The 22,515-nt window shown below is 71.5% G+C and carries 16 protein-coding genes; 2 read left to right on the top strand and 14 right to left on the bottom strand.

Translation table 11 applies throughout. The annotated features are described in order from the left end of the window. From BFF77_RS15425 to BFF77_RS15485, 13 genes are all read right to left on the bottom strand, one after another. Nucleotides 1-1,277: VWA domain-containing protein (locus BFF77_RS15425; protein ID WP_066949355.1), on the bottom strand; the 1,277-nt coding region annotated here is incomplete at its 3' end. 259 nt (nucleotides 1,278-1,536) lie between these two features. After that, nucleotides 1,537-2,895, bottom strand: a complete 1,359-nt coding sequence (locus BFF77_RS15430) for a protein phosphatase 2C domain-containing protein (RefSeq protein ID WP_066949389.1) — start codon at nucleotides 2,893-2,895, stop codon at nucleotides 1,537-1,539. Between the two features lie 3 nt (nucleotides 2,896-2,898). Beyond that, a complete protein-coding gene (locus BFF77_RS15435) occupies nucleotides 2,899-5,664 on the bottom strand; it encodes a serine/threonine-protein kinase (RefSeq protein WP_066949358.1) in 2,766 nt (921 codons plus the stop codon). Nucleotides 5,665-5,713: 49 nt separating this feature from the next. Continuing rightward, the gene (locus tag BFF77_RS15440; RefSeq protein WP_211280243.1) at nucleotides 5,714-7,054 is read right to left on the bottom strand and encodes a coiled-coil domain-containing protein; all 1,341 of its coding nucleotides are present in this window, start codon (nucleotides 7,052-7,054) and stop codon (nucleotides 5,714-5,716) included. A 61-nt stretch (nucleotides 7,055-7,115) separates the two neighbouring features. Next, nucleotides 7,116-8,186 (bottom strand): glutamate ABC transporter substrate-binding protein, encoded by a 1,071-nt coding sequence (locus tag BFF77_RS15445; RefSeq protein ID WP_066949361.1) that lies wholly within the window; start codon nucleotides 8,184-8,186, stop codon nucleotides 7,116-7,118. 29 nt (nucleotides 8,187-8,215) lie between these two features. Next, entirely contained in the window at nucleotides 8,216-9,565 is a 1,350-nt protein-coding gene (locus BFF77_RS15450; protein ID WP_066949364.1) for a hypothetical protein, read from the bottom strand. A gap of 394 nt (nucleotides 9,566-9,959) precedes the next feature. Then, on the bottom strand, nucleotides 9,960-10,976 hold the full coding sequence (locus BFF77_RS15455) for an N-acetylglucosamine kinase (protein WP_066949367.1): 1,017 nt from the start codon (nucleotides 10,974-10,976) through the stop codon (nucleotides 9,960-9,962). A 38-nt stretch (nucleotides 10,977-11,014) separates the two neighbouring features. Further along, nucleotides 11,015-12,280: a 6-phospho-beta-glucosidase gene (locus tag BFF77_RS15460; RefSeq protein WP_066949370.1), complete on the bottom strand. Its 1,266-nt coding sequence runs from the start codon at nucleotides 12,278-12,280 to the stop codon at nucleotides 11,015-11,017. Nucleotides 12,281-12,285: 5 nt separating this feature from the next. Beyond that, entirely contained in the window at nucleotides 12,286-13,188 is a 903-nt protein-coding gene (locus BFF77_RS15465) for a carbohydrate ABC transporter permease (RefSeq protein WP_066949374.1), read from the bottom strand. A 1-nt stretch (nucleotide 13,189) separates the two neighbouring features. After that, on the bottom strand, nucleotides 13,190-14,131 hold the full coding sequence (locus BFF77_RS15470) for a carbohydrate ABC transporter permease (protein ID WP_066949378.1): 942 nt from the start codon (nucleotides 14,129-14,131) through the stop codon (nucleotides 13,190-13,192). 19 nt (nucleotides 14,132-14,150) lie between these two features. Next, nucleotides 14,151-15,485 (bottom strand): ABC transporter substrate-binding protein, encoded by a 1,335-nt coding sequence (locus BFF77_RS15475; protein ID WP_066949381.1) that lies wholly within the window; start codon nucleotides 15,483-15,485, stop codon nucleotides 14,151-14,153. Between the two features lie 81 nt (nucleotides 15,486-15,566). Continuing rightward, a complete protein-coding gene (locus tag BFF77_RS15480; protein ID WP_245703522.1) occupies nucleotides 15,567-16,790 on the bottom strand; it encodes an ROK family transcriptional regulator in 1,224 nt (407 codons plus the stop codon). A gap of 169 nt (nucleotides 16,791-16,959) precedes the next feature. Then, nucleotides 16,960-18,027, bottom strand: coding sequence for a mechanosensitive ion channel family protein (locus tag BFF77_RS15485; RefSeq protein WP_211280244.1), 1,068 nt, complete (start codon nucleotides 18,025-18,027; stop codon nucleotides 16,960-16,962). Nucleotides 18,028-18,297: 270 nt separating this feature from the next. Between BFF77_RS15485 and BFF77_RS15490 the strand changes: the two genes are divergently transcribed. After that, nucleotides 18,298-18,834, top strand: a complete 537-nt coding sequence (locus BFF77_RS15490) for an HNH endonuclease (RefSeq protein WP_046504717.1) — start codon at nucleotides 18,298-18,300, stop codon at nucleotides 18,832-18,834. 202 nt (nucleotides 18,835-19,036) lie between these two features. Here BFF77_RS15490 and BFF77_RS15495 read toward each other — a convergent pair whose 3' ends face one another. Beyond that, complete coding sequence (locus tag BFF77_RS15495) at nucleotides 19,037-22,015, bottom strand: glycoside hydrolase family 84 protein (protein WP_066949384.1); 2,979 nt, start codon at nucleotides 22,013-22,015, stop codon at nucleotides 19,037-19,039. Nucleotides 22,016-22,188: 173 nt separating this feature from the next. On the opposite strand from BFF77_RS15495, the gene BFF77_RS15500 reads away from it, so the two are divergent. Continuing rightward, nucleotides 22,189-22,482: a hypothetical protein gene (locus BFF77_RS15500; RefSeq protein ID WP_425424376.1), complete on the top strand. Its 294-nt coding sequence runs from the start codon at nucleotides 22,189-22,191 to the stop codon at nucleotides 22,480-22,482. Nucleotides 22,483-22,515 lie beyond the last annotated feature (33 nt).

Below are 22,515 nucleotides of genomic sequence, written 5' to 3' on the forward strand. Positions count from 1 at the left end.
GCGGTCCAGCTCGCCGCGTCGACCACGTCCACCACCTTCGAAAGGAGTTTCGCCGTATCGGCGTTTCCGGACGACGCGGCGAGCTGGACCGCGCGCCCCAGTTTCGCGGTCGCGCCGTCGAAATCACCCGACTTGCGCGCGTCGAGGCCCTGTTGGATGACCTGTGCCAGTTCCGCCTGGCCGGTGTAGTGCGCGACCTGCGGATTGATGGCGGTGGAGGCGGCCATGTCGTCCGTCCACACGGCACGTACCAGCCCCTGCGACAGCACCTCGGGGGCACCGGAGCCGGAGCCGGGAAGGATCAGGGAGACCCGCGCGGCCAGCATCTCCTGGCCGATTCCGGCCTCGGGAACCCGTACACACACGTGGTAATCGCGCGATTCGTCACCCCAGGAACCGGTCGGATAGTCACCCGCTCTCGGTCCCGCCTCCACGCGTCTGCCGGTCAGGTCCTCGACGGTGGGCGCCACCTGCTTGACGAAGCCGATCTCCACCCCAACGGGCGTCCACAGCCGCAGCGCCACGTCCGCGACCTCCTTGCCCATCGCGTTCTCCATCATCCGGGTGAAGTCGGTGGCCAGGCCCGCCGGATCGGCGACGATGTCGGCGGTCCCGAGCAGCGCGGAGGCGATACCGGTGACCTCCTTCACCTCCCAGTCCGTACCGACACCCCGGGCGTCACAGGTGAAGCGGCCCGCGCAGGCGTCCAGCGTGGCCCTCAGATCGGCCGCGGACTCGTGTTCGTTCCGGCCGTCGGTGAGCAGGATGCCGTGCCGGATCCGCACATCGGCCGTGGCCAGCAGCCGGTCGGCCAGCCGCAGCCAGGTGCCGATCGCCGTGCCGCCGCCCGCGCTGATCCGGCGCAGCGCCTCCTTGGCCTGCTCCCTGGTCCGCGCGTCGGCCGTCGCGAGGTGGCCGTTGCCGGGATAGATCTCCTTCGCCAGATGCGTACCGCCGACGATCGCGAACGCGACACCGTCGCGCAGCGTGTCGACCGCGGCGGCCGTGGCGTCGCGCGCGTTGCGCATCTTCGTCGCCGGGTAGTCCATCGACCCCGAACAGTCGACCATGATCACCACGGCCGCGTTCGGGCCCTGCCCCGGACGGGCCGCGGGGACGGGTGAGGTCCCGGCCAGCGGCACCCCGCCGCTGGTGCCGCCTCCCGTGGACGTGACCGTGACGATCGCGTTGACCTCGCGCCCGCCCTCGGGCAGGTATTCGTTCTGGTACACGTCGACGGAGAACTGAGGCACGGTCGACTTGGAGAAGTTGGCCATCTGTATCGGCTCCTTGACGCTCCACACAGCGGGGACGGGTGGAGAAGAGACAGGTGAGAACGGAAATGAGAACGTGAGAGCAGGTTCTGTCCCAGGTTCGGCTTCGGGTCGGGTCGGGACAGGTGGACCGGGCCGGTGGGGCGGCCCTGGGCGAAGCGGGAAGTCGCACCGTGTCCTGGGTCCTGTCCGATCGACCGGACAGGACCTGGGGTCTTTCGTTTGGATCTGGCCGAACCCGGCCAGATCCAAACGAAAGACCTCAGGCGGATCCTGCCCCTTGTGGTGGGACGGCGAACGGCAGTACCGCCACTGTTACGTTGTCGTGGCCCCCTCCGTCGAGCGCGTGTCCGACCAGCACCTGGGCGGCGTGCAGCGGCCGGCGCGCCGCGTCGGCCGGCAGGGCTCTGGCCATCTCGTCGGCCCCCTCCGCGTAGTTCCACAGTCCGTCCGTGCAGACCACCACCACACCCGGCCGGTCCGGCTTGAAGGACGCGGTGTGCGGCTCCAGTTCGTACGCGTCGGCGCCGAGCCAGCCCGTGATGGCGTGCGCGCGTTCGTCCGCGTACGCCTCCGCCTCGCTCATCAGGCCCGCCGCGACCATCTGGGCGGCCCAGGAGTCGTCCTCGGTGAGCCGGGCGGGCGGGCCCTGGCGGTCGTCGGGCACCCAGTACGCCCTGCTGTCGCCGATCCAGCCGATGACCAGCAGTCCGCTCGCCACCACGGCGCCGACGATCGTGCACGCCGGCGCGTTGCGATGGCGGTGCGGATCGCCGTCCAGGGCGCCGGCGGCCACCGGCGCGAGGGAGTTGACGGCCTCGGCGGCGACGACGATCGCCTCGTGCATCGCCTGCTGCGGATGCGTACCGCGCGGCAGGGACTCCAGCAGGGACTCGTTCGCCGAGGATGCGGCGGCGGCCGAGGCCTCGTCGGGACGGGTCGCCGAGGAGACACCGTCGCAGACCACCGCGACCACGGCCGGCGTACCGTCGGGCAGCGCTGCGCACGAGACGGCGAACGCGTCCTCGTTGCGGTGATGGCGCAGACCGCGGTCGCTGACGGCGGCCACGGCGCCCAGCTCCTGTTCCACATGGTCCCGTTCGCGCGGCTGGGCGTGCCCGCAGTTCTCGCAGTAGCCGTCCGTGTCGACACGCCCGGCGCGGCAGGCGACACAGAGCTTGGCACCGGCGGGAACCGGGGCGGTCGGTGCGACCGGCGCGGCCGGTGCGGGACCGGCGGTGCGCGGATCGGAGGGGCCCTGCGCGGCGCCCGGAGCGGTGGCCCTGGGCGCGGGCAGCTCGAAGTCGCCCGGACGCGCGGACAGCCGGCCACCGGCCGAGTCCGGACCCGGCAGCTCCTCCGGCAGCAGCGCGGGCGCGGGCGCGGCCGAGCTGTCCCTGCCGGCGGCGGCCGGCCATCGCATGTCCGCCGGGTCCGGCGCCGGGCCGCCGGGCCGCACGGGCCCCGGGGCGTTCATCACCAGGGTGGGCTGGTCGGCCGGGCGCGGTGGCACGGCCGACAGGTCGTACCCGCAGGCGCCGCAGAACCGGTCGCCGGACTCCAGCGGCTCCTCGCAGCCTGGGCAGGTCGGCAGCTCGGCCGACTCGGGCATCTTGGACATCACTCACACCCACGTCCGGGGGCGGAAACGGTTGGCCCGCTCCACCAGTTCGATCCTCTCCTCGCCGCGCTGAGCGAGCCGGGCGAGCACCCGGTACGAGCGTTCCAGTCCGAAACGCAGGCCGCGCTCGTCCAGTTCGCTGCCGAGCAGCTCGGCGCGCACGGGACGGGCCCCGGGACTACCGGAGAGTACCCAGTCCAGGGCGGTGCCCAGTACCTCCGTCGAAAGCTGCTCCCGCCGTACCGCGTCCAGACCGAACTGCTGGAGTGCGGACACCTGGTGGGCAGCCGCCGTCAGATCGTCGATCAGCGGCGGCTCCGCGCCGGAGCCCTGGGCGGGCGCGGCCAGGGCGCGCCGGCGCAGTCTGGCCCGTACGGCCGCGACCCGCGCCGCCGTGTAGTGGATCGACGCCTCGGGGACGGACTCCAGTGTTCTCACGGCGCCGGGCCGGTCACCGGTGGCCAGCTGGACCCGGGCCAGACCGAACGCGGCGCTGACATGACTCGGGTCGGTCGCCCACACGAGACGGTAGTACTCGGCGGCGTTGTCGAGTTGACCGAGCACCTCGGCGCAGACGCCCAGCGCCAGCTTCGGGGCGGGCTCGCCGGGGAATGCGTCGTAGATCGCGTCGAAGGAGAGCGCCGCGATCTCGTGGTCGCCGCTCGCGAGCGAGGCGATGCCCCGGTACCAGACGACCCGCCAGTCGTCGTGCTGCCGCGCCTCCAGTGTGCTCAGCGACTCGGCCGCGGTGGCCAGATCGCCCATCTCCAGCCGGGCGCGCAGCTCACGCAGTCCGCGCTCGACGGACTCGGCGGGCGCGGCGGCGAGCGCGGAGATCACCTCGGCCGGAGCCGAGGCCAGCAGACCGGCCAGGAATCCGGCGTTCGGATCGTTCGGATCGACTCTCGGTACGGGCAGGGCCAGCGCGGTCGCCGCCGTGTCGAGCGGAACCAGCCGGGGCCCACCGGTGACGCTCCCGGCGGCGGCCGTGGCCGTGATCGTCGTGGCGGCGGCGGCGGCGGTGGCCGCGCCGAAGGCGCCCTCGGCACGCGGCGCGGGCACGGATCCGTACGCGTACGCCCCGCCCGGCGCGGGCATCGCGGTGTCCGGCCGGGCGGGCGGAAGCACGGGCCGGGCCGGGCCGGTCGGCAGGACCGGCACCGTCACGCCGGCCGTCCCGATCGCCTTGGTACGCCGGCCGGACCGGGCGCGTCCCGCCGGCGCCGTCCGTACCCCGAGCCGTGAGACGTCCTCCGTCAGCTCCGCGAACAGCTCGGTGTCCGTGACCCGCAGCTCGGGTCCGAACAGGGTCGAGAGCGCCGGACGCGGCCGGCCCGTCTGGAGCGCGACCACCTCCCGGAGCACACCCGTGAGCTGCTCGGCCATCTCCTGCGCCGAGGAGAACCGCCGTCCCGGGTCCGGGTCCGTGGCCCGCACCAGCAGCCGGTAGAAGGACTCGTACGTCCGGAACACCTCGATGTTGTCCGGGTCGGGCAGCGAGTCCACGAACACGTTCGTGTAGCCCTGGAAGTCGAAGGTCAGCACGGCCAGGGTGCGGGCGACCGTGTACAGGTCCGAGGCCACCGACGGGCCGGTCTCGGCGACCTCCGGTGCCTGGTAGCCGACGGTGCCGTAGATCGCCGACTCCTCGTCGTCCATGCGGCGCACCGCGCCCATGTCGATGAGCTTGAGCTGATCCTCGGTCTGTATCGCGTTGTCGACCTTGAAGTCGCAGTACAGCAGGTTTCTGCTGTGGAGATGGCCGAGCGCCTCCAGCGCCTCGATGCCGTACGCGCACGCCTGCTCCACCGGCAGCGGATCGCGTCTGCCGCCCCCGGTCCGGCGCTCGTTGGCGATCTCCTTGAGCGACTTGCCGCCGACGTACTCCATGACGATGTAGCCGTCCATGGAGCCGGTCCGCTGGTCGAGATGCTCCACGAAGTTGTAGATGCGGACGATGTTGGAGTGCTCGATCTCGGCGAGGAAGCGGCGCTCGGAGATCGCCGCCTCCATCGCGTCCTGGTCGCCCGTGTCGAGCAGGCCCTTGAGCACCACCCAGCGGTCCGAGACGGCCCGGTCGATCGCGAGATAGACCCATCCCAGGCCGCCGTGGGCCAGACAGCCCACGACCTCGTACTGCCCGTGCACCACATTGCCGGGATGCAGCTTCGGTACGAACGAGTACGGGTGGCCGCACTTGGTGCAGAACCCCTCCGTCCTCCCCGGGCGGTCGCCGCGCGCGCGGCCCACCGGCGCGCCGCAGTCGGAGCGCGAGCAGTACCGCTTGCGCTCGGGCACCTCCGGATGCTCCATCACCGCGGACCGCGGGTCCGGACGCGGCACGTCCGGTACGGAGACCAGCCCGGCGCCCAGCCGGTTGCGCCCGGACGCGGCCGTGGACGAGCCCGAACTGCGCACCGACACCGAACGGGAGGACATCCGCCCCGACAGCGCGCGCGACAGCCGGCCCGAGACCGAGCGCCGGGAGGTGGAGGAGCGGGACGTCGAAGACACCGCGGAGCGCGAGGAACGGGCCGAGGCCCGGGAGGGGCGCGAGCCGCCGCTCCCCGAGCCGCCGCTTCCCGAACGGCTGCCGCTCTCCCCGCCGCCGTGCCCGCCGCCCGTGATGCCCGTGGGCGGCGAGGAGAGCGATCCGTTGGGCGAGACGACGGGAGCCAGACCGCAGGTGTCGCAGTACAGCTCGCCGCCGCCCATGTCCTCGTACGAGCCCTCACAGCCTGGGCGCTGGCACGCGTTCGTCCCGCTCATCGGTCCCCCCGTTCCTCTTCTGTTCCCGTGTTCGCGCGGTGTTCCCGGTTCACGCGCTGCTCCCGCTGTCGGCGCTGTCGGCGGGGCCCGGTCCGCGCGGGACCAGGACGTCCGCCGCCGCCCGCTGATAGCGCAGCACCGCCTGCTCGGCGACGCGCAGATCGCAGGGCGCGCTCCACAGCATCCGGCGCGCCGCGTCGTACCGCTCCATCAGCACCGGGTCCTCGGCCATTCCGTGCCGGGCGACCTTGGCCTTGTACGCGTCGAGACGGCCGCGCAGCTCCGCGCGGACCGCCAGGGGTGCCGTGACCGCCGTCAAGGACTCGCGGGCCCGCAGCAGTTCGTCCTCGGCCTCGCGCTCCAGCGACTCCAGGAGCGGCGAGAGCCGGTGCCACTGGGCGTGTCTGCGGTACTCGGCGGCGGTCGACAGCCGTTCCTGGAGCACGGTCGGCGGACCGCTGACCGCGGGCACCTCGGACGCCGCGATCTTCGCCAGCACCTCACCCCGGGCCGATCTGGCCTCCGTGAGCGTACGGTCCGCGCGCGAGAGCACGTCACGCAGCCGCATCAGCCGCTCCTCCGAGTCCTGGCGCACCGCGAGGACCGCCTCGATCTCGCGCCGTACGTCCTCCAGCGCGCGGGCGGCCCTGTCGTACCGCTCGGTGTCGGGACGGCCGCCGCCGGGGGCCGAACTGCCGGGCGCGGGCCGCCAGAAGGCCAGCGGATCGGAGACCACCTGGGCGCGCAGGGTGCTCAGCTCATGGGTAATCGCCTCCAGATCGTCCCCGGCCGGATGCTCGCCGGGCCGTACGCCGACGGAGTGCGCCAGCGAGCGGGTGCGCTGGAGTTCCGCCGAGAGCAGATCGATCCGGGCGGGCAGCGCCGACCACACCGCGTCGGCGGCGACGACCATGTCGAGCGAACTCGCGTACAGCTCGTTCATCCGGGTGACCAGCTCCGCGAGCGTGAAGTGCTCGGAGAGCCTGGCCGGCCCGGTGTGCGCGGCGAACTGGTGCCCGGGCGTGCCCGCCACGGTGACGCCGCGCCCGCGCAGCGTCTCCGTCAGCTCCACCAGATCCTCGCGGCTGAGCCAGCGCCTCCTGGCCCGGGTCTCACGGGCGCCGGTCAGCGCCGCGGAATAGCTGTCGAAGTAGGTCCACAGCAGAGTGATCGACTGTTCCGCGGTGGCCCAGCGGTCCTTGGTGATCCCGGTCAGCTCGGCGCCTTCGAGCAGTCTGCGGCCCGCGTGGTCCTGGAGGGCGAGCAGCGAGGTCTCGATCGCCTCGTGCTCCGCTTCGAGGCGTGCCAGCGCACGGTCCACCTCGTCCCGGTCCATCACCGGTACCGGGGGTCTCCCCGTCGAGTCGGGAAAGGAGCCCGTGCCGCCCATCGATCACCTCTCCGCTCTCGCGCCGGCCGGCGGGCCGACGCCTGCCGTTCCCGTACGCGCGCTAGCCGTTCCTGTACCTGGGGGTCGGCGGCGCGGTGATTCCGGGCAGGCCGGCCTCCAGCCACTTCCTGTACGACGTCATCCAGGGACTGTTCGCCCCACCGGCGCGATACCCCACCAGCACCTTGTTCACCCGGCGTATCAGATCGTCATTGCCCAGTTTCGCCGCGACGCCGTAGTACTCCGTGGTGAACGGCTTGCCGCGCAGCTCGACGGCCGGGTCCTGGGCCGCCTGGCCGGCCGCGAGGGCGTTGTCCGTCACCACCGCGTCGACCTCGCCCAACTGGAGCCTGACCAGGCAGTCGAGCTGGTTGGGCACGGTCAACCGGTCCTCGTCGGTGGCCTGCTCGTCGTGCTCGTCCTTGAACACCGCGCCGAACGACTTCTTCTTGAGCTCCTCGTACGCCGTCGAGCCCTCCGCCGTGCAGACGCGCTTTCCGGCGAGCGAGTCGTTGTATCCCGTCACCGGCGAGTTCCTGGGAGCGAGCACCTGCTGCCCGGCCTGGAAGTAGGCGGTGGAGAACGCGACCTGCTGTATCCGGTCGCAGTTGATCGTCATCGTCCTGACGACCAGATCCACCGTGCCGTTCTCCAGCGCCCCGATCCGCTGATTGGTCGGTATCGCGCGGAAGATGATGTCGTCCGGATCACCGAGTATGTCCTTGGCGATGGCCCGGGCGAGATCGATGTCGAAGCCCTCGAGATCGCCGGTCGCCGGATCGCGGTAACCCCAGCGGTAGCTGTTCTGGTCGACGCCGACGACCAGCTTCGCGTTCTGCCGGGCCTTGATCTGCCGGATGGTGGGGCCGTCGGCGCCCGAGGGATCCAGACTGGCCTCCGGGTTCTCGCACTCGGCCGCCTGGGCCGGCACCGCCGTGGAGATCCGCTGGGCGGACCTCGCGTGGTTCTCGGTGTCCTCGTCGACCGTGTGGGACAGCGGGAGCAGGGTGAGCGAGGCCGTCAGCACACAGGCACCGGCCATGGCCGAGACACCGCCCCAGCCGCGGAGCCGGCCGGACGGCCGGAGCCTGCCGAAGCCCCGGGGCCCGCGGGGCGGGCGTCGCCCGTCCATGGAATCCCTCGGATCCATCTCTCCCCCTCTCACCGGTACTCCGAAAGCCTGCGGCCGATGCCCAGGACCGCGCCCACCGCGGCCACCAGGGCCAGCGCGCCCGCGCCGATCGCCAGTCCGGTCAGCGCGTCCCGTCCGTCCGAGGCGGACCGCGTGAACTCCGCCTGTTCCTGTGCGAGTGCCCGCTTCAGCGCCGAGTCCACCTGATCGAACGACTGACCGGTGGATTGCTCGTCGCCGATGACCTTGGCGAGCGCGCCCTCGTAGTCACCGGCCCTGTCGGTGGCGCTGGCGGACGCGTGGCGCTCGCGCCACTGGGTGACCGAGGAGATCGCCTCGTCCACCGGTCCGCCGCCCGCGCTGTCGTCGGCGAGCTCCTCGGCCTCGCCGAGCGCGGTGCTGAGCCTGTCCATGCCCGTGTTGTAGTCCGTCTCGTACTTGTCGTTCTTGCCGTCCGGAGTCAGGACGGCGCCCCGGGCGACCAGGGTGAGGTTCTCGTTCGCACGGGCCTTGAGGGAGTTGATCCGGGCCTCGTTGAGGACCTTCAGCGACGCCTGGCCGTGCTTCTGCGCGTTGTTCAGCTCGGCCCGGGCGACCGTCTGGCCGACGGCGAGCCAGAGCAGCAGCGCGGTGGACGCGGCGGTGGCGGCGAGCAGGCCCTGGTTGAACACCCGGTTCGTGCGCAGATAGTTGCGCCGCTGGGCCCAGAACAGACCGCCGAACGCCAGCACTCCCATCACCAGCGAGACATAGGGCCACAGCCGCGCGTCGTCGTTGTCCCGCGCGAGGCGGTCCGTCTCCGCCGCGTACAGCCGCTCGGCCGCGGGCAGCAGCTCATTGGTCATCTGCTGGTTCGCGTAGCGCAGATAGGCGCCGCCGAGCGGAAGTCCCTGGCGGTTGTTGGCGCGGGCCCGCTCGATCAGACCGGTGTAGCGCGGCAGGCCCTCGTTGAGCGTGGCTATCTGACGGCCCGACTCGCTGGCGCTGTCCGTATGGGTGGCCGCCTTGATCAGCAGCCTGGACGCCGTCTCGATGTCGTCCTGATACCGCCGCTGCACCTTGCGCGGCTCCTCGGCCCCCGCCAGGAAGCCGCCGGCGGCGGCCGTGTCGGCGTCGGCCAGCGAGCGGTAGATGTCCGCCGCGTCCGCGCTGAGCGGCTGACTGCGGCTCACCACGTCGTCGGCGGAGGAGAACCGGTCGGCCGCCTCCCACGCGGCGACCGCCCCGAAGGCCACGACCAGCAGCGCCAGGGCGGCGCCGATGATTCTCAGCCGGCCCGGCTCCGTCGTCGCAGCGGTGCGCAGCCGCTCCGTGGTCTCGGCCCACGCGCCGTGCCGTACGGGCGGTGGCGACGGCGCCGCTCCGCCCGGCGGCGCCATGGGCGCGTACGTCGGAGCCGACGGTGGCGTGGTGCGCACATTCGGTGGATATGTCACGTGACCTCCCCCTCGGTCATCTGACGACGACGGCCCGCCCCCGGCGGGTCGGGGGACAACAACTCCCGGCCGCCAGTATGGACGCAGGGACCGACAACCACACCAGGCTTGACTGGATCTTGTACGTACCGCCCGTCCCGCTCACGCACCCGCCGAATCCACCGATCCCGCCGCGGCCTCGCGGCCCCGGCGCCATGCCCCTGTGCCGGCCCTGTCCCGGCCCCGTCCGCTCTCCCCACCTTGAATACGCCGCAGACCCGTCATCGGTTCCCGTTCGGCGGGTGTTCCCACCCGATCGGGCACGTCCGGCCGGACAGGTCCCGGCCGGACACAGGACTCACTCGTCCGCGTAGTACGCCCCCAGCCGGACGTGGGCCTCCGCGTCGGCCCGCACATGGTCGAGACCCAGCAGCGCCGCGCCCAGCACCGGTGGCGCCGTCACGACCTCGATGACGGCCTTCGGCGCCCTGGCCGCCAGCAACTCGGCGATCCGCCGGTCGAGCTGCGGATGACGGGCCGCCAGCACACTGCCCCCCAGCAGCACCGGCACCTCCTCGTCCAGCAGATCGAGCTTGCCGAGCGCGACCGTCGACAGCGCGACGACCTCCTCGGCCAGCCGGTCCACGATCGACCGGGCCACCGGATCGCCCGCCGCGCCCGTCGCGAAGAGCACCGGTGTCAGCTCGTGCCGGCGCTCGAACGGCAGCCGTCCCAGATGCAGCGCCTCGATCAGCTCGTACATCGAGCGCAGACCGAAGTGGCCGGGCAGCGTCCGTGCCAGCTCCGTGGGCTCGCCGCGGCCGTCCTCGGCGCGCGCCGCGAACCAGAGCGCCTCCTCGGCGAGTCCCGAACCGCCGCCCCAGTCACCGGAGATCCGCCCGATCGCGGGAAATCTGGCCGTCCGGCCGTCCGGCAGCATTCCCACGCAGTTGATGCCCGCGCCGCAGACGACGGCCACGCCTCGTGGCGCCTCGCCGCTCGGCAGCCCGGCCCGCAGGATCGCGAAGGTGTCGTTGCGTACATCGGTGGTACGGCCCCAGCCGCGCGCCTGCACCGCCTCCGCCAACTCCCGTTCCTCGACCGGCAGATCCGCGTTGGCCAGACAGGCGGACACATGCTCGGCGAAGCCCCGCTCCGGCAGCCCGGCGGCCGAGGCGGCCTCGGCGACCGCCACCGCCAGGGTGTCGATCGCCGCCTCGATCCCCACGACCGGCGGCTGGAAGCCGCCACCGCGCGCCGTGCCCAGCACCGAACCGTCGGCGCCGATCACGGCCACATCGGTCTTGCTGTTGCCGGCGTCGACGGCCAGGACGCTCGCGCCTCCCGCCGCCGCGCCGGCCGTTCCTCCGGCCACGCTCCCCGCCGCCGTACCGGCCGTTCTCCCCGCCCCGCTCACACCCACGCGAGATGCTCCCGGTTGTGCGCGATCAGCTGGTCGGTGAGCGCCTCGGCGTACTCGAACTGACCGATCAGCGGGTGGGACAGCAGCGCCTTGAAGACCCGGTCCCGGCCGCCGTGCAGCGCGGCCTCCAGCGCCAGATCCTCGTACGCCGTGACATTGGCGATCAGTCCGGCGTACAGCGGATCCAGCGCGGGCACCGCGAGCGGCACCGCGCCCGACGTGTCCACCCGGGCCTGGACCTCGATCACCGCGTCGTCCGCCAGGAAGGGCAGCGTGCCGTTGTTGTACGTGTTCACCACCTGGACCGGGCTGCCGCCGCCGCGCAGCAGCGAGGCCGCCAGATCCACCGCCGCCTCCGAGTAGAAGGCGCCGCCGCGCCTGGACAGCAGCTCGGGCTTCTCGTCCAGTGCCGGATCGCCGTACATCGCCAGGAGCTGCTTCTCCATCTCGGCCACCTCGGCGGCCCGCGACGGCTTCGTCCTCAGCTCCCGCACGACCTCGTCGTGCGCGTAGAAGTAGCGCAGATAGTACGAGGGCACCACACCGAGACGGTCGAGCACCTCGCGCGGCAGCCGCAGATCGGCCGCGAGCGCGTCGCCGTGCCCGGCCAGCAGCCCCGGCAGCATGTCGGCGCCGTCGGGCCCGCCGAGGCGCACCCCGCGCTCCCAGGTCAGATGGTTGAGTCCGACATGCTCCAAGTACACCTCGGCGGGCGCGACATCCAGCAGCTTCGCGAATCTGCGCTGGAAGCCGATCGCCACGTTGCACAGCCCCACGGCCCGGTGGCCGGCCTGGAGCAGCGCGCGCGTCACGATCCCCACCGGATTGGTGAAGTCGATGATCCACGCGTCGGGATTGGCGCGGCGGACGCGCTCCGCGATGTCCAGGACCACGGGAACCGTACGCAGCGCCTTGGCCAGACCGCCGGCGCCCGTCGTCTCCTGGCCCACACAGCCGCACTCCAGCGGCCAGGTCTCGTCCTGGTTCCGCGCGGCCTGTCCGCCGACGCGCAACTGGAGCAGCACCGCGTCGGCGTCGGCGACCCCCGCGTCCACGTCCGAGGTGGTGGTGATACGGCCCGGGTGGCCCCGCTTGGCGAAGATCCGCCGCGCGAGTCCTCCGACCAGGTCGAGCCGGTCGGCCGCGGGATCGACCAGCACCAGTTCCCCGATCGGCAGGGTGTCCCTCAACCGGGCGAATCCGTCGATGAGTTCGGGTGTGTAGGTGGATCCTCCGCCTACCACTGCGAGCTTCACTTTTCTCAGCCCTTCACTCCGGTCAGTGTGACTCCCTCGACGAACGCCTTCTGGGCGAAGAAGAACACGAGGATCACAGGGGCCATGACCAGTACGGTCGCGGCCATGGTCAGATTCCAGTCGGTGTGGTGCGCGCCCTTGAAGGATTCGAGGCCGTAACTGAGCGTCCAGGCGGCCGGGTTCTCCGAGGCGTAGATCTGCGGTCCGAAGTAGTCGTTCCAGGCGTAGAAGAACTGGAAGAGCGCGACGGCCGCGATCCCCGGCCTGGCCATCGGGAGTACCACCCTGATCAGGGTACGGAATTCACCGCAGCCGTCGACCTTCGCGGCGTCCAGATACTCGTTGGGGATCGTCAGCAGGAACTGGCGCAGCAGGAAGATGGAGAACGCGTCCCCGAACGCCATCGGGATGATCAGCGGCCAGAGCGTGCCCGACAGATCGAGCTGTTTCGCCCAGAACAGATACATCGGAATGATGATCACCTGGGGCGGCAGCATCATCATCGAGATGACGAGCATGAGCGAGAGCTGTCTGCCGCGGAACCGGAACTTGGCGAGCGCGTACGCCACCGGGATCGAGGAGAGCACGGAGAGCACCGTGCCGAGCCCCGCGTACAGCAGGGTGTTCTTCCACCAGGTCAGAAAGCCCGGAGTGTCGAACACCTTGGTGTAGTTGCCCCACTCCCAGGTGTCGGGTGTGAGATCGCGGGTGAGCGCCTGCTGGTCGCTCATCACCGAGGTCAGGAAGAGGAAGACGAACGGCAGCACGAAGAACAGCGCCGCCGCGACCCCCAGGGAGTGGACGCCGATCCAGTGCAGCAGCGCCCTGCGGCGCGCGGTGCGGGCGGCGGGCGTCCTGTCCCGGGCGGACTCCGGCGCGGCGCCGGGGCGGTCGAGTACGGAGGTCATCTCAGTCACCCGCTCCGATCAGACCGCCGCGCCGCCGCATCAGCAGCGCGGTGAAGGCCATGGCCAGGACGAACAGGACCAGCGCGACCACACAGGCGGCGCCGTAGTCGAAGCGCTGGAAGCCCAGGTTGTAGACGAGCTGGGGCAGGGTCAGCGTGGACTTGTCCGGATAGCCCGGCTCGAACTGCTGGCCCGAGCCGCCGATGATGCCGGAGGCGACCTTGCCCGCGACCAGCGGCTGCGCGTAGTACTGCATCGCCGAGATCACCCCGGTGACCACAGCGAACATCACGATGGGCGAGATGTTCGGCAGCGTCACGAACCGGAAGCGCTGCCAGGCCGACGCGCCGTCCAGCTCCGCCGCCTCGTACTGCTCCTTCGGTACGTCGAGCAGCGCGGCCATGAAGATCACCATCAGATCGCCGATGCCCCAGACGGCCAGCAGGGTCAGGGCCGGCTTGGACCAGGCCGGATCGTTGAACCAGCCGGGCGTCGGCAGACCCAGATCGCCGAGGATCGTGTTGACCGGTCCCGTGCCCGGGTTGAGCAGAAAGACGAAGGCGAGCGTCGCGGCGACCGGCGGCGCCAGATACGGCAGGTAGAAGAGGGTGCGGAAGATTCCCGTACCCGTCCTGATCCTGGTGATCAGCATGCCGATGCCCAGTCCGAAGACCACCCGGCAGGCCACCATGATCACCACCAGCCAGAGGGTGTTGCGCAGGGACGGCCAAAACATGGGGTAGTCGCCGAAGACGTACGACCAGTTCCCGAGACCGTTCCAGACGGGCGTGTTGAAACCGTCGTACTTCATGAAGGAGAAGTACACGGTCGAGATCAGCGGATACGCGAAGAAGACGGTGAAGCCGATCAACCAGGGCGACATGAACGCCGCCGTTCGAAGCGCCGACCTGCGGCGCTTCGAACGGAGGGTGTGCGTGGACATGGGATGACGTCCCGGCCCGCTAGCTTGCCTGCTCGATGTCACGGTCGATCTGCGCGGCGGTCTGCTCCAGGCCCGCCTGGAGATCCTTCACCTTGCCCTGCTCGTACTGGTACCCGAAGTCCTGGAGCGTCTGCTGGTACGTCGCGCCGTTGACGGCGGCCGGCGGTGTGCTGGACCGCGGGTGCTGCGCGATGTCGAGGAAGGTCTTGAAGCGCGGATCGAACGTGAGGTCCGGGGACTTGAGCGCGTCCAGCGTCGACGGCACATTGCGGATGCCGTTGGCGAACTCCACGACCGCCTTGGTGTCGGTGGTCATGTACTTCACCAGCTCCCACGCCGCGTTCTGCTTCTTGCTCTGCGGTGCGATGCCCATGATCGTGCCGGAGAGGAAGCCCTTGCCGTAGCTGTCCGCCTCGTCGTCCGCCACCGGCATCGGCGCGACACCGATCTCGAACGGGACCTTGGCGTCCTCGGCCATGCCGAGCCGCCACTCGCCGTCGAGCTGCATCGCGACCTGGCCGGTGTGGAAGGGGTGCTTGGCGCCCCACTCGTCACCGAAGGTGCTGCGGAACTTCTCCAGCTTCTGGTAGCCGCCGAGATCGTCCACCAGCTTCTTCTGGAAGGTGAACATCTTGGCGAAGGCCGGGTCCTTGGCGATGTTCGACTTGCCGTTCTTGTCGAAGTACGCGTGGTTCCAGCTCGACATGTAGTGGTCGACGACCGTCTCGTAGCCGTGGTAGGTCGGCATCAGACCGACCCGCTCGTAGCTGTCGCCCTTGGTCCTGGTGAGCTTCTTGGCGTCCTCGGCCAGCTCCGACATGGTTTTCGGCGGCGCGGCGATGCCGGCCTCCTTGAAGGCGTCCTTGTTGTAGTACAGCCCGTACGCGTCGCTGAGCAGCGGCAGCGCACAGCGCTTGCCCTTGAACTGGGTGTACTCCAGCAGGACCTCCGGGAAGGTCTTCGCCAGGTCGAGACGGGACTTCCCGATGAACGGCGTCAGATCGGCGAAGGCGCCCGAGGAGCAGAACTTGCCGACGTTCGAGGTGGTGAAGGAGGACACCACGTCGGGACCCTTGGAACCGCCCGCGCGCAGCGCCTGGTTCAGCTTGTCGTCGTTGATGTTGCCGACGACGTTCACCTTGATGTTCGGATGGGCGGTCTCGAACCGGTCGATGTTGTCCTGGATCGCCTTGACCTCGGCCGGCGCGCTCCAGCCGTGCCAGAACGTGATGGTCGTCCTGGCGTTCGGATCGTCGGACGCGGCGGAGCCCGACTGGCCGGTACACGCGGTGGCGACGAGGGATATCGCGGCCACCGCCACGGCGGAGGCGGTGAGACGGCGGTTTCTGAGCATGGCGGTACTCCCGGGGGATGGTCGGGGTTCTGAGAGGACTCGGTACGGGACTGCCGGGACGGGGTCTCTGGGGGCGGGGGCCTAGCGGGAGGTGTCGAAGACCTCGTCGCGCGTGGCCGACAGGGCGCTCTCCAGCGCGCCCCGCAGTACGGGATGGCGGTGCACCTCGCCGATGAGCAGCCGTGGGCGGGAGGCGGCCAGCTCGGCCAGCTCCGCCTGGACCAGCGCGCGCAGCGGCTCACCGCCGGCCGTGGTCAGCCCGCCCGCGAGGACGATCAGTTCGGGGTCGAGCACGGCGGTCACCGAGGCGAGACCGGTGGCGAGCCGCTGGGCGAACAGCCGCAGCAGCCCGGCCAGCCGCTCGTCCCGCTCGTGCCCGGCCGCGGCGCGGGCCAGCAGCCCGGCCGCGACCTCGGCGTACGGCTGCTCCGGTGTCTCGATGCCCAGGGACCTGGCGAGCCGCGGTACGGACTGGGCGCCCGCCAGTTCCTGGAAGCCACCGCTGTTGGCCCGGACCACCTGGCGCACCAGCGGAGTGCCGGGCACCGGCAGGAAGCCGACCTCGCCGGCGCCGCCGGTGAAGCCGCGGTGCAGCCGTCCGCCGATCACGAGGGCGGCGCCGAGGCCGTCCTCGTTCCACAGCAGGACGAAGTCCTCGTGGCCGCGCGCCGCGCCGAGCCGCTGCTCGGCGACCGCCGCGAGGTTCACGTCGTTCTCGTACTCGACGGGCATCGGCAGTACGGCGGCCAGCTCGTCCAGGAGCGTGGCGGAGTGCCAGCCGGGCAGATGGGACGCGTACCGCAGCCGGCCGGTCGACGGATCGAAGGCGCCCGGTGTGCCGATCACCGTCCGGTGGATGTCGGCGCGCGTGAGCCCGGCGGCCTTGACGGCCCCCTCCAGGGCGTCCGTCACCTGCTGTACGACACTGACCACGCGCCGGCCGGGCGTCGGCAGTTCGAACTCGCCGACGGTGGTGCCGGTGATGTCGGCGACGGCCGCGTGTATCCGCTGCGGACTGACGTCGAGTCCCGCGGCGAAGGCGGCGCGCGCGTTGACGGCGTACAGCTGTGCGTTGGGTCCCGGCCGTCCCTCGGTGGTCCCGGTGGCGACGACCAGACCGGCGGCTTCGAGCCGGGCCAGCAATTGTGACGCGGTCGGCTTCGACAGACCGGTCAGTTTGCCTATCCTCGTACGGGAGAGCGGCCCGTGGGCCAGCAGCAGATCGAGTGCGGCCCGGTCGTTCATGGCCCGCAGCACACGCGGCGTCCCCGGTGACGGAGTGGGCGGTCCGGCCACATCGGTCATGGACCCGACACCTGCCTTTCGCTGCTCGCTCTCCCACACTGTTAGGAAAGTTTCCTATTGGGGTGCGAGGAAAGTAAGCCGGACGTCAGGAAGGCGTCAATACTCTCCGACGCAACACACCCCCGAGGCAATCAAAGCGTTACCTGCGGGGGTGCGGTGCCGGATCGTGCTACTTCGCCAGATTCGACGGCGGGTTGAGCGGAGCCGCCTGGAGCGACTGCGGGGACGTGGGACTGGCCAGGGCCGAGGGCGCGGACATACCGGCCGTCGGATCCGGCGCGGGCGCCTCCTCCATGGCCAGGGGCAGACCGCCGACGATCCGGATGCCCGCCTCGTCGAAGGCCCGCTTGACGCGCCAGCGCAGCTCGCGCTCCACACTCAGCGCCTTGCCGGGCATCGTCTTCGCCGAGAGCCGTACGGTCATCGAGTCCAGCAGCACCGAGTCCAGCCCCAGGATCTCGACCGGGCCCCACAGCCGCTCGTTCCACGGATCGTCCTTGGCCATCCGCGCGGTGACCTCGGCGATGACCGTACGGACCCGGTCCAGGTCCTCCGAGGGCCGGACCATCACATCGACCACGGCGGTGGCCCAGCCCTGGCTCAGATTGCCGATCCGCTTGACCTCGCCGTTGCGTACGTACCAGATCTCGCCGTTGTCGCCGCGCAGCTTCGTCACGCGCAGACCGACCTCGATCACCTCGCCGGAGGCCACACCCGCGTCGATGGTGTCCCCGACGCCGTACTGGTCCTCCAGGATCATGAAGACGCCGGAGAGGAAGTCGGTCACGAGATTGCGCGCGCCGAAGCCCAGCGCGACGCCCGCGACGCCCGCGGAGGCCAGCAGCGGAGCGAGATTGATGTTCAGCGCGCCGAGCATCATCAGCGCCGCCGTGCCCAGGATCAGGAACGAGGTGACCGAGCGCAGCACCGAACCGATCGCCTCCGAGCGCTGGCGGCGCCGCTCGGCGTTGACCAGCAGCCCGCCCAGGGCCGTGCCCTCGACCGACTGGACGCTGCGGTTCATCCGGTCTATCAGCTTGGTCAGGGCCCGCCTGATCACATGCCGCAGCACCAGCGCGATGATCAGGATCAGCACGATCCGCAGCCCGATGGTCAGCCATGTCGCCCAGTTCTGCTCCACCCATCCCGCCGCGTCCGTGGCCCGGGCGGCTGCTTCGTCGAAAGTCACCGGGTCGGACGACGAGGGGACGGCGGCCGGCAGGGCGGACCAGGACACGGCAGAGACCTCCAGGTGTGCGCGGGCGGTCCCACCACACTAACGGGGCAGTGCGGCCCGTCCGATGCCCCGACCGGGGGAGAGACACGGCTCACGCGCGTCCCGGGCGGTCGTCATGGGCCCGTGAATACGGGGGAAGAGGCCGGTGTGGTCGAAAACACTCCCAGCCCGTTACCGGGACGTGGTGGCGTTTCGACCAGGCATGAGGAGAGACTGAGAGCAGATCGTCCCGGCGCGAGCCACGCGCCGCCGGCGTAATAGGAGGCATCCGTGCCGCATGTCCTGGTCCTCAACGCGTCGTACGAGCCGCTCGGCGTCGTACCGCTCCGCCGCGCGCTCGTCCTCGTCCTGGAGAACAAGGCCCTCTGCCTCGAGGAATCCGGCGCCTTCATGCACAGTGAGACCCGAGTCATCCCAGCACCCAGCGTCGTACGGCTGAAGCGTTTCGTACGGGTCCCTTACCGGGGGCCCGTTCCACTGACGCGCCGTGCGCTCTTCGCCCGCGACGGCGGTCGCTGTATGTACTGCGGTGGTGTCGCAACCAGCGTCGACCACGTCATTCCGCGCAGTCGTGGCGGACAGCACGTGTGGGACAACGTGGTGGCGGCGTGCCGCCGGTGCAACCACGTCAAGGCCGACCGCCATCTGCGGGAGCTGGGCTGGAGACTCCACCAACAACCCGCCCCGCCGTCGGGCCTCGCCTGGCGGATCATCGGGACGGGGCACCGGGATCCGCGCTGGTTGCCGTACTTGCAACCGTACGGCGCGGAGGACGCCATGGCTCGGATCGACGGCATTTCAGCCTGAGGTCCGGGCCATTGTCGTCCCCGTCCGGCGGGCCCGTCCTCGTCCTCGATCGCCGGACGGGCCTGTTTTCCGGCCTGCCGGAGTCACGGCACGTGGCAGGCCCCTGCCGAGCGGGCACCCGGCGCCGGGGTGGGCGGTTCCGTCCTCGATCGCCGGACGGGCCGGACACGCGCCCGGCACCGGACCCGCGCGCACCACGCGGCTACTCGGCCACCGCGAACGCCTCCACCGTGAACAGTGAGTAGCCGAATCTCGTTCCCCGGGCCTCGCCCTGCACGCGGACGAAGCGTGTCTCCTTCGCGTCCATGCCGATCGCCTCGCGGCCCCCCTTGCCGTCCCGGACCGTCGCCGCCGTGCGCCAGGTCCGGCCGTCCGGCGAGACCTGGATGCGGTAGCGGCTCGCGTACGCGTCCTGCCAGTGCAGCACCACCTGGCCCAGCCGCACGGGCCGCGCCAGTTCGAGCTGCCACCAGGCGCCGTCCTCCACGGGGGAGGACCAGCGCGTGGCGGGATCGCCGTCGAGCGCGGCGGAGGCCGGGAAGTCCGGTGTCTCGTCGCCGGAGGACGAGGCCGTCCCCGCAGGGGCCAGGTCGGGCCCGCCCGTGCGCGGCGAGGCGCGGACCGTCAGCGTGCGCTCCTCGCCCGCGAAGGCGAGCGGCACCTCGTAGGTACCGGCGGGCGTTCCCTCGGGGACGCTGACCTCGACGGGAACGTTCGTCAGGGACCCCCGCGGCACCGTCGTCTCCTTGGGCACCCTCACCCGGATGCCGGACGGCGCCTTCGCCGTCAGCGCGCCCCGGACCTCGCCGGGCCGCTGCGCCGCCAGCCGTGCCTGGACCCGCTGCGGCTCGCCGCCGATCTGCGCGTCCGCCTCGCCGCGCACGAGGTCGAGCCGGGCCCGCGGCTCGTCGGCGTACCAGGGCACCACATGGCGTACGGACGGCGTCGGCGCGCCGGGACCGGCGACACCCGAGCCGGAGCCCACGCCGGGCGAGACGATCCGTACCGCGTCGATCCGCAGGCCCTTCGCGTTCGACTGCGTCCAGCCGCTCGTCGACAGCGGCCCCAGCGCGCGCCAGCCCTGGCCCGGCACATGCGCCTCGACGGTCGCACCGGCGCCCGTGCCGGGCTCGGACATGGTGTTCACCGCCTCCACGGGTCTGGCCGCGCCGAGGTCCACGGTGTACGAGCGCCCGTCCTTGGCGACCTTCTCGCCGTCCGGCGCCCGGTCCGCGCCCGTCCACACGGAGGACTCGTCCACGGCCCGGTCCAGGAAGGGCCCGAGCACGCCCTTGCCGACCGTGGCCCGGTCCGCGCGGGCCTCCTCGCGCAGCGGCTCCAGATCCAGCAGCGCCTGCCAGGCCGCCGCGCCGTCGCCGCGGTCCTGCGCCTGGAGCATCTCGACGGCCAGCTCACCGGCCCGCCCGTAGCGCGCGAGCTGGTCGAGCCAGGGCCGCACCTCGTCGTCCAGACGGCCGTCCGCGACGCCCGCCAGCCGCTCCGGGGCCTCGCGCATCACGGTGAAGGCGGCTGTGAGCCTGTTCGCCGCCGCCGTTCTGGCCCGGACGTCCGTGGTCGTACGGGACCGCCAGAAGTCCGTCAGCAGCGGTTTGAGATACGCGGACTCCGCCGAGCCGAGGATCGACGACGCGTCGTTGCCCGCGAGCGCGGTGAGCGCCTCGCGGGCCTCGCCGTCACCGCCCGCGAGATCGTCGATCGCGGCCCGCCAGGACTCCTGCGGCTGGTACCCCCGCGGATTCCACGCGTAGTCCGCCGCCGTGAAGAGCGGGATGCGGGACGCCGACGCCTGTTCCATGGCATTGGCGAGCAGGGCGGCGGAGCCGATCGCCACGGCCGGCTCGCGGCCGGTGTACGGGCCGAGGAAGATACGGCCCTGGTCGTAGTCGTTGACCGGATAGTTGTCCATGGTGACCAGCGGGCGGCCGAACGTGGCCCGCGCGCCGGCCAGTTCCAGGCCGGTGATCGTGCGCGGCACCACGCCGACCCCCGTCCACGCCACCTGCACGCGCGTGTCGAGCGCCTCGGCGAGCGCCGCGCGGTACTCCGTCGTGCCGTCCTGGTAGTACTCCGTCGGCATCACCGTGAGCGGCTCCGCGCCGGGATGGCGGTCCGCGAGATGCTCCGCCACCGCGTTCGCCACCCGCGCCTGGGCCGCCGCGGCGGCGGCCGGCCCGGAACCGAAGGTGTCCGCGTCCCGGCCGCAGTGCCACTCGCTGTAGCTGACGTCCTGGAACTGGAGCTGGACCGCGCGCACGCCCAGTGCCCACATCGCGTCGATCTTGCGGGTGAGATCCCGCAGGTCCCGCCGCGAGGTCATGCACATGGCCTGGGCGGGAGCGACGGCCCAGGCCAGCGTCACATGGTTGCGCCGGGCCCGGTCGGCCAGCTCACGGAACTCGGTCCGCTGCGCGGCGGGATACGGCTCGCGCCAGCGCGCCTGGCGGTACGGATCGTCGCCGGGCGCGTACAGATAGCGGTTCTGCTTGGTGCGGCCCATGAAGTCGAGCTGGGCCAGCCGCTGCCGGTGGTCCCACGGCTGCCCGTAGAAACCTTCCGCCGTCCCCCGTACGGCGGTACCGGGCCAGTCGAGCACGGCCACGCCGGGGACGGTGGGACGGCCGGCCCGTTCCACGACGAGCTGGCGCAGGGTCTGCGCGGCGTGGAAGAGACCGTCCTCGCCGACGCCGTCGAGCGCGACGGTGTCACGCCCGTCCACGGCGCCCACGGCGATCCGGTAGCCGCCGGAGGGCAGATCGGAGCTGTCCGGCGCGCGCAGGGCACGCAGCGCGTCACGCGCGCCGCCGCCGCCCACGAGGACGAACGGTCCTGCGCCGGCGGCCGACGAGGCGGTGCGTACCGTACGGACACCGGCCGTGCGCAGCACCTCCGTCAGCGCCTCCACGGCGTACGGGTCGGCGTCCGGGTCCGCGACGACGGTCACCTCGTCACCGAGCGCCACCGCCCGCCCGGCCGCCCTGATCGTCTGCGGCCGGGGCCACACGGCGGGCACCGCGGCCCCGCCCTCATGGTCGGGCGTGGTGGCCGAGGGCGATCCGGGCCCGGGGGGCGCGGCCAGCGCGCCCGGCGCGGTGCCGAGGAGACCGCCGATCACGGCGACCGCGACGGCGGTCGCGGTGCCCTTTCTCCGACCGAGCCGCATCTCCCGCTCCTCTCGTACCTCCGGGTCCCGTCCGGCCCGACCCGTTCCGGTCCCGACCCACGCGGCACCGAGCCCACCACCCCGCGGTGAGGGTGTCAATGCGCGTGGCCGTTGTGTCGTAATTGCCGGTCTGTGATAGGCAGGACGTTCAACTGCCGCACAGGGAACGGATCGTGACTCGACACACGTTTACCGGCAGTACGCGTCTGCGGCTCCGCCCGCTGGGTAGGGCTGCTGTGTCCTGTCCTGATTCCCTGTCCACGGGAGGCGCCGCCATGGACGCATCCGTACAGATCCTGCCGTCCGCCCGCTCCAAACAGACAGACCCGACCCCTCTGACCAGCGAGCCTCCGCTCGCCGACGCAGCCCCTCTGACCAGTGAGCCTCCGCTCGCCGATGCCGCTCCGCTGACCAGCGAGCCGACCGCGCCCGGTACGGCCGGCGGCACGGAGTCCCCCGGAGTCTGATCCACAGGAGTGCGTATGAGCCTGGCCAGGCTC

The sequence above is a fragment of the Streptomyces lushanensis genome (assembly GCF_001700515.1).
In the GTDB taxonomy this organism is placed as follows: Bacteria; Actinomycetota; Actinomycetes; order Streptomycetales; family Streptomycetaceae; genus Streptomyces; species Streptomyces lushanensis.

Excerpts from the sequence above, each read along its gene's own strand:
- BFF77_RS15430 (WP_066949389.1), bottom strand. The coding sequence starts at position 2,895 with ATGTCCAAGATGCCCGAGTCGGCCGAGCTGCCGACCTGCCCAGGCTGC.
- BFF77_RS15435 (WP_066949358.1), bottom strand. The coding sequence starts at position 5,664 with ATGAGCGGGACGAACGCGTGCCAGCGCCCAGGCTGTGAGGGCTCGTAC.
- BFF77_RS15440 (WP_211280243.1), bottom strand. The coding sequence starts at position 7,054 with ATGGGCGGCACGGGCTCCTTTCCCGACTCGACGGGGAGACCCCCGGTA.
- BFF77_RS15445 (WP_066949361.1), bottom strand. The coding sequence starts at position 8,186 with ATGGACGGGCGACGCCCGCCCCGCGGGCCCCGGGGCTTCGGCAGGCTC.
- BFF77_RS15450 (WP_066949364.1), bottom strand. The coding sequence starts at position 9,565 with ATGGCGCCGCCGGGCGGAGCGGCGCCGTCGCCACCGCCCGTACGGCAC.
- BFF77_RS15465 (WP_066949374.1), bottom strand. The coding sequence starts at position 13,188 with ATGACCTCCGTACTCGACCGCCCCGGCGCCGCGCCGGAGTCCGCCCGG.
- BFF77_RS15470 (WP_066949378.1), bottom strand. The coding sequence starts at position 14,131 with ATGTCCACGCACACCCTCCGTTCGAAGCGCCGCAGGTCGGCGCTTCGA.
- BFF77_RS15475 (WP_066949381.1), bottom strand. The coding sequence starts at position 15,485 with ATGCTCAGAAACCGCCGTCTCACCGCCTCCGCCGTGGCGGTGGCCGCG.
- BFF77_RS15480 (WP_245703522.1), bottom strand. The coding sequence starts at position 16,790 with ATGACCGATGTGGCCGGACCGCCCACTCCGTCACCGGGGACGCCGCGT.
- BFF77_RS15495 (WP_066949384.1), bottom strand. The coding sequence starts at position 22,015 with ATGCGGCTCGGTCGGAGAAAGGGCACCGCGACCGCCGTCGCGGTCGCC.